This window comes from Pseudoalteromonas luteoviolacea (assembly GCF_021654285.1).
Taxonomy (GTDB): domain Bacteria; phylum Pseudomonadota; class Gammaproteobacteria; order Enterobacterales; family Alteromonadaceae; genus Pseudoalteromonas; species Pseudoalteromonas luteoviolacea_J.
Window position 1 is genome coordinate 58,849 of record NZ_JAKFZS010000021.1, and the last position, 12,355, is coordinate 71,203.

A 12,355-nucleotide genomic window follows, 5' to 3' on the forward strand; every position below is an offset into this window, starting at 1 on the left:
ACGACTACTCTGCTAACGGTAATTTAAACTTTGCTAAACGGTTTCTTGGTAACCCTGAAATATCGACTGGTTGACCATCCAACTCGATACTAACCACTTGATGTTTGCCTAAAACAACAGAAAAAGGCGCTTGACCTGTCACTGTCATTGTATATCCAGCCTTTTTTACACCAAATGCAACGCGCTCTTCGGTTGCATCAAAAATTTCGACCCAGCTATCCTCTTCAAAAAACATGACAACCGTACTTTGCTCAACTGCAGTTGCATTTGATTCAACAGCCACAATTGGCTCGTTCTGTACACTCTGACTATTATCTTCAACTATCACTGGTGTAACTTCGGCTGTACGCTCAGGTATAGCGCCGGAATCTGACTCATTGTCTGAAACAACCTCAGCTATTTTGTCGTCAGTCAAGGGCTGCTGCTCTGATGCAGGCGTATTCAAGTTAGCTGTGTCAGTGTTTTGCACCGGTGCATTGATTGCTTGCGTATTTAAACCAGTTGAGCGCTCTAGAGTACGCGCTGCAGCTACAGAACTTGACGCTGAAGCCGGTTCAGTTAACCCACTGACGTCATCCGAGCTCTCGCCATTACTTGCCGTTTGCCACCACCAAAATGCCGATAAGCCAACAAACACCACTAACATTAAATAGCTGACGATCATCAATCGATTATCGTTGGCTTCTTTTTCAGTGCGCCTTGAAAAACTCTTCATATTTCGCTTGTGCTCAGGGACATCTGAAGACTCATACAATGCGAGTATTTGCTCACTTTCCAAGCCTAATAAAGCACTGTAACTCTTAACGTAGCCCCGCACAAAAGTTTCAGGTCCTAGGCTCTGATACTCATCATTCTCAAGCTTGGTAATTTGCGTATGGTTTAATTTTAAACGGGCAGCAATATCCTCAAAACTAAGGTTTTGCTCAGTTCTGGCTTTCGCTAAGGTCTGACCGAGGGACATTGACTCAGTCTTCGTTTCATTCTCTTCTAAATTCATAAAATATAGTTATTGGGATCTACTATTAAAATGCGTCGCCCAGGAGTTAGGGCAACATCAGGTGTTAATCTGTTCCAGCGCATCAAATCATCGATGAGTAGCTTGTGTTTCATTGCAATATCAAACAACGATTCCCCCTTGACGATGGCATGTGTCGTGTTGGGGTCATTTAAATAAACAACTTGATCAACGGACACTCTGTCTGACTTTTTCAACGCATTCCATTTTAGCAACTTTTCGAGCTTAATATTATATTTTACAGACACACTGAATAAGTTTTCTCCCAGTTCTATGCGGTGCGTTGGCACCTTTGGAAGTAGCACTTCTTCATTTAGTAATCGCCCAGAGCTATCTGGCTCTGCATAACGAACTTGTGGCTCCTGCGAAAACGTTATTTTACTCGGGTCTACACGATGAAACACAACCTGCTCTGAACCTGCTGATTTTTTGGTCGTTGTTGAGAAACGTACTTTCGGCTCTTCAGTCGCCTTTTTGACAACATTCTCATCCAACTTAGTTGCTTCACGGGAAGGTACTGTACTCACTGAGCGTGAACCACTCGTGAACGCTTGAGCCTCAGGTGAAACGAGCTCAGTCACTGTTGTAGTGCGATGCTGTGTTTCTGTTGTTTGAGGTGCTTCACCCCGTGTCTTTGTCAGTAATGAGCGAGTGGGTAAAGTCGTAGCTGAGTACCTTTCTTTGGGCTGATTTTGCGCTTTGTCAGCAACGGGAGCTGGTACCTTTCGCTTTATCTTAATCTGCGGATTAGCCACTACATGATTGTCATCAAGCTGAGTGATTTTATTGAGCTGAGCGGTTCTATATTGCTCTTTTAATTGCTCAAATTCACTTAAATCTAATGTATTATTCAGAACTAAACGCGCTTCAACAGAACTTGGATAAGTTTGTAATAGCAAAGCCTCTAATTCCTGAGCATATTGCAATCGACCCATTCTGGCCGACAACAGATGCTCTAGCAGCATTCCACGTGCTGATACAAACCCTTTATTGGCATAGACCTTTAATACATCCTCAGCTCGGTGTAATTCACTTTTTGCATAAAACACACTGGCCATCAAAATCAACACAGATTGACGCTGAGAGTTATGATCTAAAGCGCGCTTCAAATAATCTAGCGCAAGGTCAAAGTTGTCTTGGCGCAGCGCACACAATGCGAGATTCTCGTAGCTCTCTGCAACACGCAGATAACTCGGAATATCAATGGCCTTAAAAAACTGTTCCGTCGCAGCATCATAGTCCCCTATGCGACATAAAAAAGCACCGTAGTTATTACGTGTGTTGGGATCATTCGGGCCATATGTTAGCGCGCTGACATACGCTGTTTGTGCCTTCTCATCTTCACCGACCTGCTCAAAGTAATAAGCAAGGGCATAATGGCTTTCAGGTAGTTTTGGAGCTAAGGTTAAAGCTCGGTCAAGGTTATATTTTGCTTGAGTATTGTTGCCCGTATTAAGGTACTGTAAGGCGAGGGCAATACGGGTTTTAGCCGCATCTTGGTTGTTGGTCTTTTTTTGCACTACCGGCTTGTTATTGTTTGCGTAACGAGTCTCCGTTACACAACCGCTTAAGCTCGAAAATATCGCGACACCACAAATCCCGCTCAACAAACGCCGAGGTATACAAAACGCTAACTGAGTGAGTAAACCATCCTTTAAAGCAGGCATTGACCACCTTTTTGCTAAGACACAGTGGCTCTATATTACCTGAAAGCCACTGTGTTTCATCTATTTTTTAGCCTACTTTTACTGCTATCGAATTATCTTGGTTTTGCTGCTTTCTCACCACACGTTTGGTTCTATCAACAACATCACCCACTAATTGACCACAAGCAGCATCAATGTCGTCACCGCGTGTGCGTCGAACGATACAAGTTAGGCCCGCAGCCTGTAGCACTTTAGAGAAGCGATCGATTCTACTATTACTCGAACGACCGTATTCATTTCCCGGGAATGGGTTGAATGGGATCAAGTTAATTTTCGATGGTGTGCCTTTCAACACTTGCACTAACTCATGTGCATGATCTGTGCTGTCGTTCACACCTTGCAGCATCACATATTCAATGGTGACATCTTTGTTTGCTTTTGAACCATCAATATAACGACGACATGCCGCTAAAAACTCTTCAATCGGGTATTTTTTGTTGATTGGAACCAACTCGTCGCGCAGTGGGTTATTCGGCGCATGAAGAGAAATCGCTAAAGCAACATCAATTTTCTCTTTTAAAATATCGAGTGCTGGTACTACCCCAGATGTACTTAGAGTAACTCGACGCTTTGACAAACCAAATGCCCAGTCATCCATCATTAATTCCATCGCAGGCACAACATTGTTGATGTTTAGAAGTGGTTCACCCATGCCCATCATTACAACGTTAGTAATGGGTCGCTTAGTGCTATCACCATCATGCAGACCAATGTCTGTTGCGACACGCCATACCTGACCGATGATTTCAGATACCTTTAAATTACGGTTAAAGCCTTGCTGCGCAGTTGAGCAGAAAGTGCATTCAAGCGCACACCCAACCTGAGATGATACACATAAAGTTGCACGGTCTTTTTCTGGGATCCAAACAGTTTCAACTTCTTGACCACCTTCTAGGATCATCGCGTACTTAATTGTGCCATCACTTGCGACTTGCTTGACTGAAATCTCAGGCGCTTTAATTTCGCACTGGCTCTGCAATTTAGCACGCAACTTTTTATTGATATTACTCATATCATCAAAGTTATCGATGCCAAAGTGATACATCCACTTCATCACCTGATCGGCGCGGAATGGCTTTTCGCCAAATGAAGCAAATAACTCGCGCATCCCCTCGCGGTTTAAATCTAATAGGTTAATTTTTTTCTCAGTCGTGGCCATGAAACAACCTCAGTTCAGGTGACGGATTGAACAACATAAATAAAAGCGCGCAATTGTACAAAAATCAATCAAACATCGCAATGATGTAATCGCTTTCAAAAACACCCCAATTGCTTTTCAAAACGATCAATACGTATTAAAGGGATTAAAAAAGGGCCCGAGAGCCCTTTTTCATCTGCTCAACTCGAAATTAACGAGTGCGTGGGCAGATTTCTTCATCGCTGAAGAAGTAAGCGATTTCGCGAGCCGCTGATTCAGTCGCGTCTGAACCGTGTACCGCGTTTTCGTCGATGCTGTCAGCGTAGTCAGCACGTAAAGTACCAGCTAGTGCTTCTGCAGGGTTAGTAGCACCCATGATTTCACGGTTCTTACGAACTGCGTCTTCACCTTCAAGAACCTGAACCATTACTGGACCAGAAGTCATGAATTCAACTAGTGCACCGAAGAAAGGACGCTCTTTGTGCTCTGCGTAGAAACCTTCAGCTTTCTCTTGAGAAAGGTGAACCATTTTAGAAGCAACGATCTTAAGACCAGCAGACTCGAAACGGTTGTAGATTGCACCGATGTGGTTTTTAGCTACCGCATCAGGCTTAACGATTGAAAAAGTACGCTCTAAAGCCATCTTTTTAGCTCCAATAATAATTGTTGATATTTACGGGCGCGAATTATACGCGCTTTAGACGTAAAAGCCCACACCCTTGTTAAAATACACTGTGTATTGCTCTGAATTAAACCTGATCTACGTCAAAATCCCCCTTGCTAATCTCACTTATACTGCGCCGCTTTTTAATTCCCCCAGCAGCTGGCTTGTACCCAGTTCAATGTATGAGGTCTAGAAATGTTTGTACCAGAGCTACTATCACCGGCAGGCAGTTTAAAGAATATGCGTTACGCTTTTGCGTATGGCGCAGATGCAGTTTACGCCGGACAGCCAAGATACAGTTTGCGTGTGCGCAACAATGAATTTGATTTAGCGAACCTTGAGATCGGCATAAACGAAGCCCACCAGCAAAATAAAAAGCTCTATGTGGTGTCGAATATTGCACCGCACAATAGCAAGGTAAAAACCTATCTAAGAGATATTGAGCCTGTCATCGCAATGAAACCTGATGCATTGATCATGTCAGATCCTGGATTAATTATGTTAGTTCGTGAAAAATGGCCTGATATGCCCATCCACCTCTCAGTACAAGCCAATGCTGTAAATTATGCCTCGGTGCAATTTTGGGCGAATCAAGGGATTGAACGCGTCATTTTATCTCGAGAACTCTCACTTGAAGAAATCGCTGAAATTCGTGCTTTGTGTCCACAAACAGAATTAGAAGTTTTTGTTCATGGCGCACTGTGCATGGCGTATTCTGGCCGCTGCTTGCTCTCTGGTTATATTAACAAACGCGATCCAAACCAAGGGACTTGTACCAATGCCTGTCGCTGGAGCTATGATGTCAAACAAGGGCAAGAAACCGAATTAGGCGATGTCGTCCATAAAGTTGACCCAAAAGCGGTGATCCCAACGCTTGGTAAAGGTCAACCAACCGATCAGGTGTTCATGCTAGAAGAGCAAGGCCGCCCAGGTGAGTTTATGCCTGCATTTGAAGATGAACATGGTACTTACATCATGAATTCAAAAGATTTACGCGCAGTGCAATACGTGGATCAATTGACCAAGATGGGCGTACACAGCTTAAAGATTGAAGGCAGAACCAAATCATTTTATTACGTTGCCAGAACCGCTCAAGTATATCGTAAAGCCATTGATGATGCCGTTGCAGGTAAGCCGTTTGACCCTAGCCTTATGCGCACGCTAGAAAACCTTGCTCACCGTGGTTATACCGAAGGTTTCTTAAAACGTCATGCACATCAGGATTATCAAAACTATGAATTCGGTCACTCGATTTCTGACAAGCAGCAATTTGTCGGCGAAATCTTAGGCCGAAATAATAATGGCTTGGTCGATATTGATGTGAAAAATAAATTTTGTACCGGACACAGCTTAGAGCTCATGACCCCACAAGGGAATATTGCGTTTAACTTAGAGCATATGGAAAACAAAAAAGGTGAAACCATCACCGATGCCAAAGGCTCTGGACATATAGTGCAAATTCCATTGCCAGAAGACATCAACTTAGACCATGCTATTTTAATGCGTAATTTGGGCACCGATGAAGACACGCGCAACCCATTTAAAAAGGCATAAATATGGCGCTGCTTATTACCAGCAAATGCATCAACTGTGATATGTGCGACCCTGAATGTCCAAACCAAGCAATTTACATGGGCAGTAAAGTATATGAAATTGACCCAGATAAATGCACTGAATGTGTAGGCCATTATGATCAACCCACATGTGTTAGCGTGTGTCCTATAGATTGTATTAAGCCAGACCCAAACCATTTGGAAAGCCTTGATACCTTGGCAGACAAGTACCTTCGTCTAACCGGTCAATTAGACCAGTAACCTACCTATTGGCAAACACCATTATTTCAGATGGTGTTTGTCCATTGCGTCATGCCATTATTGCAATACTCTTCATTATTCTCTCTATTTGTACTTTTTATTATACAAACTCCCTTATTTAGTGCTTAAGCTCTTATTTTACAATTTTGTTACTTCTCGATATACACATAAAAGCAGTACAAAAAACAATCAAGAGGATACAACATGAAATCACCTATTAATAAAATGGCCGCAGTGCTACCTGCACTCATATTCACCTCAATAATGGCCGCAGTGCTACCTGCACTCATATTCACCTCAATAACAGCCCATGCCGAGGGACAGCACCTTGATATCACGCCCATCAATTTTAACCCACAAACATTACAACAACTGGCCATCAACCCACTTATTCAAGTAGATGAAACACAGTTTATTTTTACTAATGAGTTAGTAAATGAAGACTGGAGCACTTTTCTTTACAGCGTAGCGCCGCACTTAATTGAACACCAAGATGCACTGCTACACTGGGCTGGGTATACCAGTATCAACCCCAAGTTACTGCTCGCTCTCATGGAGCATGCAAGTCAGCTCATCAGCGCACCAAGTCAAAAGTCTTTATTGAAGCCATTCAATCATTGGTCTGAAAAAACCGGGTTCTCACAACAACTTAAAGATGTGGCATTGCAACTAAACCAGCGTTTTTATGCCTTTGAGGAGCATGCAGCTCATCACAGTTCAATCAAGAGTAACGCAGCCACGGCCGCACTTTCGAGCTTGCTGGGCAGCCCACAAGCACTGGCCTCATTTGCATCTCAATATAAATTGTTAGTTTCAAGAGATTTATTCTCTCCCTATGAAACTACCTTCAAACCAACAAATAATATCCCCGCAAATAGTTTTTCAATGAATTTGCCATGGCCTTCAGGTTATTCATGGACCAGTGGTGGGGCACATTCAAATACAGGCTCTGGTTACCCTTATTCATCGTTAGATTTTAACAATGGTTCTGGTGGGTGGGGCTCCAATACCCCTTGGGTGCAAGCTTCCCATGAAGGAAGGGTCACGCGCTATTCCGCTTGTAATATCCGCGTAACGCACCCTAGTGGATACGCGACTCAGTATTACCATATGGATAATTTACAATATAGCTCAGGCGATTACGTCTCTGCGGGTGCTTGGCTTGGACGCTATGCCAACAACCGAAATATGGCACTATGTCAAGGCGGTCAGTCTAGCGGCCCACACGTGCACTTCTCTTTACTGTACAACGGCCGTTTTGTGTCATTACACAATGCCTATATCAGTGGTTACCGCATTGATGTTGGCAACTACAATTATGATAGTAATTGCTATCGCTTTTATTTTGAAAAGAATGGCTACAAAACCTGCGCTTGGTCTAGGTTATACCATTAAATTTTACAATAACAAATGACGTAAAAGGTCGTTTATCAGCGACCTTATTACCACTTTATACTCGTTATCCTGTCAAAAACACAGCGTTACCTCACACTTTTGTATAACCATACTTTATAATTAATTTGTGATACTATTAAAATAAATTGAAAATTAAAACTAAACTTATTGTGAAAAATATGTATATTTAATAGTAATGGGAACAACAAGAGGTCGTCTCAAAATATGAAAGCGATTGAAACTAGCAACAAGGAAGTTAGTCTATTTGTTTTAACTCACAACAAAACCGACACACAAGATTTTGAATTCATCCGGTTTGTAAAAATACTCGAAGCCACTAGTAGCCAGATAAAAATAGATACACGCTTACCCGACCACACATTACGTGATCAATTTGACTTATATTTAGTTGATATCAGCCATCGCGAATGTCAAGACTTACTCAGTGCAGAAGTCAGTGCACTAGCATCACAACAAAATGTTTTACTATTTAACGCACAAGCCAATTTGGTTAACGAGCAAACAGCACTGCTGGCACGCATAAAAGGCGTCATTTACCAGAGTACCTCTGCGGAAAATATTTTTAAAGGGATCCAAAGGGTACTAAATGGCGAGCTGTGGTTTTGTCGCACCTCTATCTCGCAGGCATTTAACGAACTTATCCAGCAACTGCCAAATATGCCTCGCCCAACCTCGCTCGACGTTCAAGACTCTGAGTTAGACTTACTCACCGCCAGAGAAAAGTCTGTTATCAAGTTATTGGCGAGCGGCGCGAAGAACGATGATATCGCAGACTCACTTAACATCAGCAGTCACACCGTCAAAACGCATATTTACAGTGCTTTTAAAAAGACCAACTCAAGAAATCGCATTGAGTTAGCCAATTGGGCACAAAAACACATTCCGCTTAACTCTGTACCGACATCGATGCAGCGTCATTAAAGTTGGTAATTTGGGTTGCAACTTGCTCTTTTGCAGCCCATACACCGCGCTCAATGCCTTGTTCAACTATCATAGTCAGCGCTTTTTCAATTGCTTGGGTAACACAGATGTGCATTGGTTCATTTTCACTAAAACCAGCTTCTGCCTCGGCTAGGCGTTTATAACTGACATAACGGAAAAAACCAGCACGCATTTCCATCGACAACACGGTTTTCGTGGTTGCCACCGATAGCAGTACTTGTCCTGTTCGCACATCTACTGCTCGCATATAAATGGAGATCACATCTTCTCTATACAGCTCCGACGCGCCAATGCCAAAATACTCCATGCCTAAACCGCCAGTTTTTACATTAGAGTCATAGCTGATGATCCCGCCCTCGAAAATAATTTTCGCCATGGTAAGTGGAGGCAAGCTCGCTGCTTTTTTTTGCTCATCTGTCATCGCAGCCCGGGTGATTTTTCGCTCAGTTAAAAGGTTTTGTAAACCTTCACGCTCCACAGGAATAAACCATTGTGTTTCATGTAACGCTTGCATCAAAATTGAGTTTGCCCCTTGCGTCACCGCCGTGGAGAATGAACTCACATTGTCTTTTGGTTTATACTGCCCTGTTTGATCACGAAATGAATAAACGGCGACGGGGATTTTGCCAATCGGCTCCGGCAAAGCCTTTAACGAGGCAAATTCATGGCTTTTTTCTAATGGTTTAGGCAAGCTTTGCGCTGGGGGTAAAACGGCTCCCAAACTACTACAGCCACTGAGAAAAACTAAACAACACATTGTCACTACTTTATACATTAGCCAAACCTCGGCACTTCAATGATTGTGGTATCTCCGTTATCAATGTGTTTGATCTGCACGGTGATCGAGTCAGGAGTACTGGTGATGACCTGTATTTCGTAATCACCACTAGTAAATGTCGAGTCTTCATTAAAAATGCTATCTTCAACATCATCGCCAAACGCCATATCAGAAATTTCTCTGACCATACGATTGAGATAAGTGCGCTCTAATGACTCTTGAAAACGCTCGCCATATGACTTTTCTATAATTGGCGCGCGATGTTTATTTTGAGCATTGGCTTTGTTAAGCAACATACTGGCATTGAGCGGATTACCGCCAAAGGACGGGTTAATTGGTTTATAAACGATTTCAGTTGCTGACACACTCAACGTGAAAAAAGATAAAGAGGCTAATATTATTGTTTTCATTTTTACCATCCACTTTCAGCTAAATCAGGGGATCTTTGTTGATGTTGCGCACTGGCCATTGCATCCATGACCGCAAATAAAGCCGCTTCAACACGTTCATCTAGAGATCCGCCTCGTCGTCCCATCGCCGTGCTGTAAACCAAATGACGATTCATGCGCACATCTAATCGCGTACCAGCACGCGGCAGGACAGTTTCTTTTATGGTTATATTGACACCAGAAGTATTAGGCACCTCTCGCCAGAGTTGGGAGAAATCATAATAAAATTGATAACCAAAGCGACTAATGCTTTGGTCCATAACAAGACCACCTAATTCAACTTCTTCATGGTGTTTCGAGGGCTTCGCAAAAGAGGTATAGCTTTGCCCCAAAAGTATCAAAATACAAAATGCGTACTTCATAGTAATAAGGGGGCAAAGCCCCCTCCTGTAATTACTGCTGTGTAATCGTTGCGACGTTATTGTCACCAATTTGCGTGATACGCAAAGTTTGTGCATTACCTGCAACACCACCTTCAACGAGGTTACCATTACCCGTTTGACTGATAGACACAATATTGTCATTACCCGCGACGACAAAGCCGCCAGACTCGATGCCTGCAACAAAGTTATTATTACCATCTTGTGCCAAGTCAATAGAGTTGTTGCTGCCTTCAAGTAATAAATCAATGACATTCAGCTCACCCGCTTGCGCAATATCAAGCTGATTATCTGAACTTGCCACCACATAACCCATAGTAACAGCTGCACTATTACCAAGATCAGACTGTACTACTGTGATGTCGTTGTTATTAGACTCAATACTTGGATCTGGCTCTGACGACTGTAATAAAAACTCATTTTGGCTACCGTTTTGTACGAGATCCACATCGTTGTCATCACCATTAAACAAGGCAATGTGTGCATCGTTAGTATCGCCTAACTGTGTCGTTGAGATTTCATTGTTATCACCCACAAGACCAACATACAAGGCATTTGAACCCAGCGCTTGCGCTGTAGCTTGTTGCATACTGATCACGGTGTTGTCATTACCTTGAATATCCACCGCAGCTGAAGATTCATCACCTTTTTGCGTCACGGTGACATCATTGTCACTGCCTTGAAACAAGCCACTGTCAAACTCAATTTTGCTGCCTTCTTGGTCCACTTTTAAGTCATTATCGCTACCGATGATACCAGCGATATTAACAGCATTGTCATCACCTTCACTGAGTTCAAGCTCAATATCATTATCATCGCCATTGATTTGTAAAATAGACACCCGGTGGTCGTCGCCAACTTGTGTCACTTCAATGTCATTGTCATTACCAACAACTGCTTCGACTTCAACTTTGCTGAACGTGCCATTTTGGTCAATCGTAAAGGCGTTCTGATCGCCTGTTACATTGTTTAAGTGGACTTCATGCCATTCGCCTGACTGCGTGCTGGTCACCGTATTTTGGTTACCTTGCATGTTTTTATTGTACATCCAGTGACCGCCCGTGCTCTGCGATACACGCACATCATTTTCATCACCGTTGATAACATTCTCAACTTCGTTATTAATACCTAAGTAGCCTTGACCACTTTGTGCTACTGCAAGCTGGTTACTGTTACCTGTGATCACGGTTTCAGCGCCGTGCGAGTCACCCTCTTGCGCGTAACTTTGAATGTTATTATCACCCGTTGTGGTCACCAAAATCGCATGGCTGTTACCAGTTTGGTTCGTAGTCGTCTCGTTGAAACTACCAGTTGTTGTGACATTCGCAAGGTTACTAGTACCTTCTTGAAAGCTCACTAGTGTATTACCACCGACAGATGCATTTTGTGTCACTGTCAGCGAATTACCTGTTGTAGCACCTCTTTCAAGTTGGCTTAAAGTAGAGGTAGCTTGTGTTTTATTCGTCTCTTCTATTGTTTGCGCAGCAACCGATTGGGTAAATGCCAAAGCAAGCGCACAACTAATTAATGATTTAGAAAACTTCACACTTTTCTCCTTAGTGTTTTAGTATTTTTAATTTGGTGTTAGTACCTTTATCACGCCACTTTAACTCAAGTTAACTGCGTCAAATTTTGCCGTTGCCAAGACAAAAAATGCTCAAATTAAATTAAAGTCAATTCGCAAGAGTGGTACTGCTAAATAAAATTGATTTATTCACTATCACAAAGATATTGAGAATAAATCACGATGCGTCCTGTTCTTATTTTGAAGTTCTTTAATTATTAGTTTGTCACTTTATTGATCTATTTCAGTATGTGTTTTTATCCAACCCGATAGACTTTAAAGTGAGTCACGTATTCACTCTAAATTGGTATGTGAGGAAGATAAATGAGAAATTTTATTGAATAATTTAATTTATAATTATCATAAACTTACCCATAAGACATTACATACAATGTGATTGCGCACACTAAAATACAAAAAAAGTATGAGTAAAAAAAACTCAAATTTTTAAAGTCCCCAGATTAAAAAATACCAAAAAAGTATGAACCA

12 protein-coding genes are annotated in these 12,355 nt (G+C 42.3%); 4 read left to right on the top strand and 8 right to left on the bottom strand.

Going from position 1 to position 12,355, the window contains the following annotated elements:
* Positions 1 to 4: 4 nt before the first annotated feature.
* The 4 genes from L1077_RS18765 to ndk all read right to left on the bottom strand — a co-directional run bounded on the left by L1077_RS18765 (position 5) and on the right by ndk (position 4,502).
* Positions 5 to 997, bottom strand: a complete 993-nt coding sequence (locus tag L1077_RS18765; RefSeq protein WP_237138458.1) for a RodZ domain-containing protein — start codon at positions 995 to 997, stop codon at positions 5 to 7.
* Positions 994 to 2,682: a type IV pilus biogenesis/stability protein PilW gene (gene pilW, locus L1077_RS18770; RefSeq protein WP_237138459.1), complete on the bottom strand. Its 1,689-nt coding sequence runs from the start codon at positions 2,680 to 2,682 to the stop codon at positions 994 to 996. The genes L1077_RS18765 and pilW overlap by 4 nt, the downstream gene beginning before the upstream one ends.
* A gap of 67 nt (positions 2,683 to 2,749) precedes the next feature.
* Positions 2,750 to 3,880, bottom strand: coding sequence for a bifunctional tRNA (adenosine(37)-C2)-methyltransferase TrmG/ribosomal RNA large subunit methyltransferase RlmN (locus tag L1077_RS18775; RefSeq protein WP_063366869.1), 1,131 nt, complete (start codon positions 3,878 to 3,880; stop codon positions 2,750 to 2,752).
* 190 nt (positions 3,881 to 4,070) lie between these two features.
* Entirely contained in the window at positions 4,071 to 4,502 is a 432-nt protein-coding gene (ndk, locus tag L1077_RS18780; RefSeq protein WP_023399882.1) for a nucleoside-diphosphate kinase, read from the bottom strand.
* Between the two features lie 216 nt (positions 4,503 to 4,718).
* Between ndk and trhP the strand changes: the two genes are divergently transcribed.
* From trhP to L1077_RS18800, 4 genes are all read left to right on the top strand, one after another.
* Positions 4,719 to 6,077, top strand: coding sequence for a prephenate-dependent tRNA uridine(34) hydroxylase TrhP (trhP, locus tag L1077_RS18785; protein ID WP_237138460.1), 1,359 nt, complete (start codon positions 4,719 to 4,721; stop codon positions 6,075 to 6,077).
* Positions 6,078 to 6,079: 2 nt separating this feature from the next.
* Positions 6,080 to 6,337 (top strand): YfhL family 4Fe-4S dicluster ferredoxin, encoded by a 258-nt coding sequence (locus L1077_RS18790; protein WP_046356970.1) that lies wholly within the window; start codon positions 6,080 to 6,082, stop codon positions 6,335 to 6,337.
* Between the two features lie 204 nt (positions 6,338 to 6,541).
* The gene (locus L1077_RS18795; protein WP_237138461.1) at positions 6,542 to 7,732 is read left to right on the top strand and encodes a M23 family metallopeptidase; all 1,191 of its coding nucleotides are present in this window, start codon (positions 6,542 to 6,544) and stop codon (positions 7,730 to 7,732) included.
* A 225-nt stretch (positions 7,733 to 7,957) separates the two neighbouring features.
* On the top strand, positions 7,958 to 8,674 hold the full coding sequence (locus L1077_RS18800; RefSeq protein WP_237138462.1) for a response regulator transcription factor: 717 nt from the start codon (positions 7,958 to 7,960) through the stop codon (positions 8,672 to 8,674).
* On the opposite strand, the gene L1077_RS18805 is transcribed toward L1077_RS18800, so the two are convergent.
* The 4 genes from L1077_RS18805 to L1077_RS18820 form a co-directional block, all read right to left on the bottom strand.
* Positions 8,640 to 9,470 carry a CsgG/HfaB family protein gene (locus L1077_RS18805; RefSeq protein WP_237138463.1) on the bottom strand — a complete coding sequence of 277 codons (831 nt, stop codon included), beginning with the start codon at positions 9,468 to 9,470 and terminating at the stop codon, positions 8,640 to 8,642. The two genes, L1077_RS18800 and L1077_RS18805, sit on opposite strands and share 35 nt — an antisense overlap.
* Positions 9,470 to 9,883: a curli assembly protein CsgF gene (locus tag L1077_RS18810; RefSeq protein WP_419555229.1), complete on the bottom strand. Its 414-nt coding sequence runs from the start codon at positions 9,881 to 9,883 to the stop codon at positions 9,470 to 9,472. Before L1077_RS18810 ends, L1077_RS18805 begins: the two co-directional genes overlap by 1 nt.
* Positions 9,884 to 9,885: 2 nt before the next feature.
* Complete coding sequence (locus L1077_RS18815) at positions 9,886 to 10,254, bottom strand: curli production assembly/transport protein CsgE (RefSeq protein ID WP_237138464.1); 369 nt, start codon at positions 10,252 to 10,254, stop codon at positions 9,886 to 9,888.
* Positions 10,255 to 10,315: 61 nt separating this feature from the next.
* Positions 10,316 to 11,848 carry a curlin gene (locus L1077_RS18820; RefSeq protein ID WP_237138465.1) on the bottom strand — a complete coding sequence of 511 codons (1,533 nt, stop codon included), beginning with the start codon at positions 11,846 to 11,848 and terminating at the stop codon, positions 10,316 to 10,318.
* Positions 11,849 to 12,355: the final 507 nt, after the last annotated feature.

What these genes read in the sequence shown, in the direction of transcription:
- L1077_RS18800 (WP_237138462.1), top strand. Translation starts at nt 7,958, where the DNA reads ATGAAAGCGATTGAAACTAGCAACAAGGAAGTTAGTCTATTTGTTTTA.
- trhP (WP_237138460.1), top strand. Translation starts at nt 4,719, where the DNA reads ATGTTTGTACCAGAGCTACTATCACCGGCAGGCAGTTTAAAGAATATG.
- ndk (WP_023399882.1), bottom strand. Translation starts at nt 4,502, where the DNA reads ATGGCTTTAGAGCGTACTTTTTCAATCGTTAAGCCTGATGCGGTAGCT.
- pilW (WP_237138459.1), bottom strand. Translation starts at nt 2,682, where the DNA reads ATGCCTGCTTTAAAGGATGGTTTACTCACTCAGTTAGCGTTTTGTATA.
- L1077_RS18810 (WP_419555229.1), bottom strand. Translation starts at nt 9,883, where the DNA reads ATGAAAACAATAATATTAGCCTCTTTATCTTTTTTCACGTTGAGTGTG.
- L1077_RS18775 (WP_063366869.1), bottom strand. Translation starts at nt 3,880, where the DNA reads ATGGCCACGACTGAGAAAAAAATTAACCTATTAGATTTAAACCGCGAG.
- L1077_RS18790 (WP_046356970.1), top strand. Translation starts at nt 6,080, where the DNA reads ATGGCGCTGCTTATTACCAGCAAATGCATCAACTGTGATATGTGCGAC.
- L1077_RS18795 (WP_237138461.1), top strand. Translation starts at nt 6,542, where the DNA reads ATGAAATCACCTATTAATAAAATGGCCGCAGTGCTACCTGCACTCATA.
- L1077_RS18805 (WP_237138463.1), bottom strand. Translation starts at nt 9,470, where the DNA reads ATGTATAAAGTAGTGACAATGTGTTGTTTAGTTTTTCTCAGTGGCTGT.
- L1077_RS18765 (WP_237138458.1), bottom strand. Translation starts at nt 997, where the DNA reads ATGAATTTAGAAGAGAATGAAACGAAGACTGAGTCAATGTCCCTCGGT.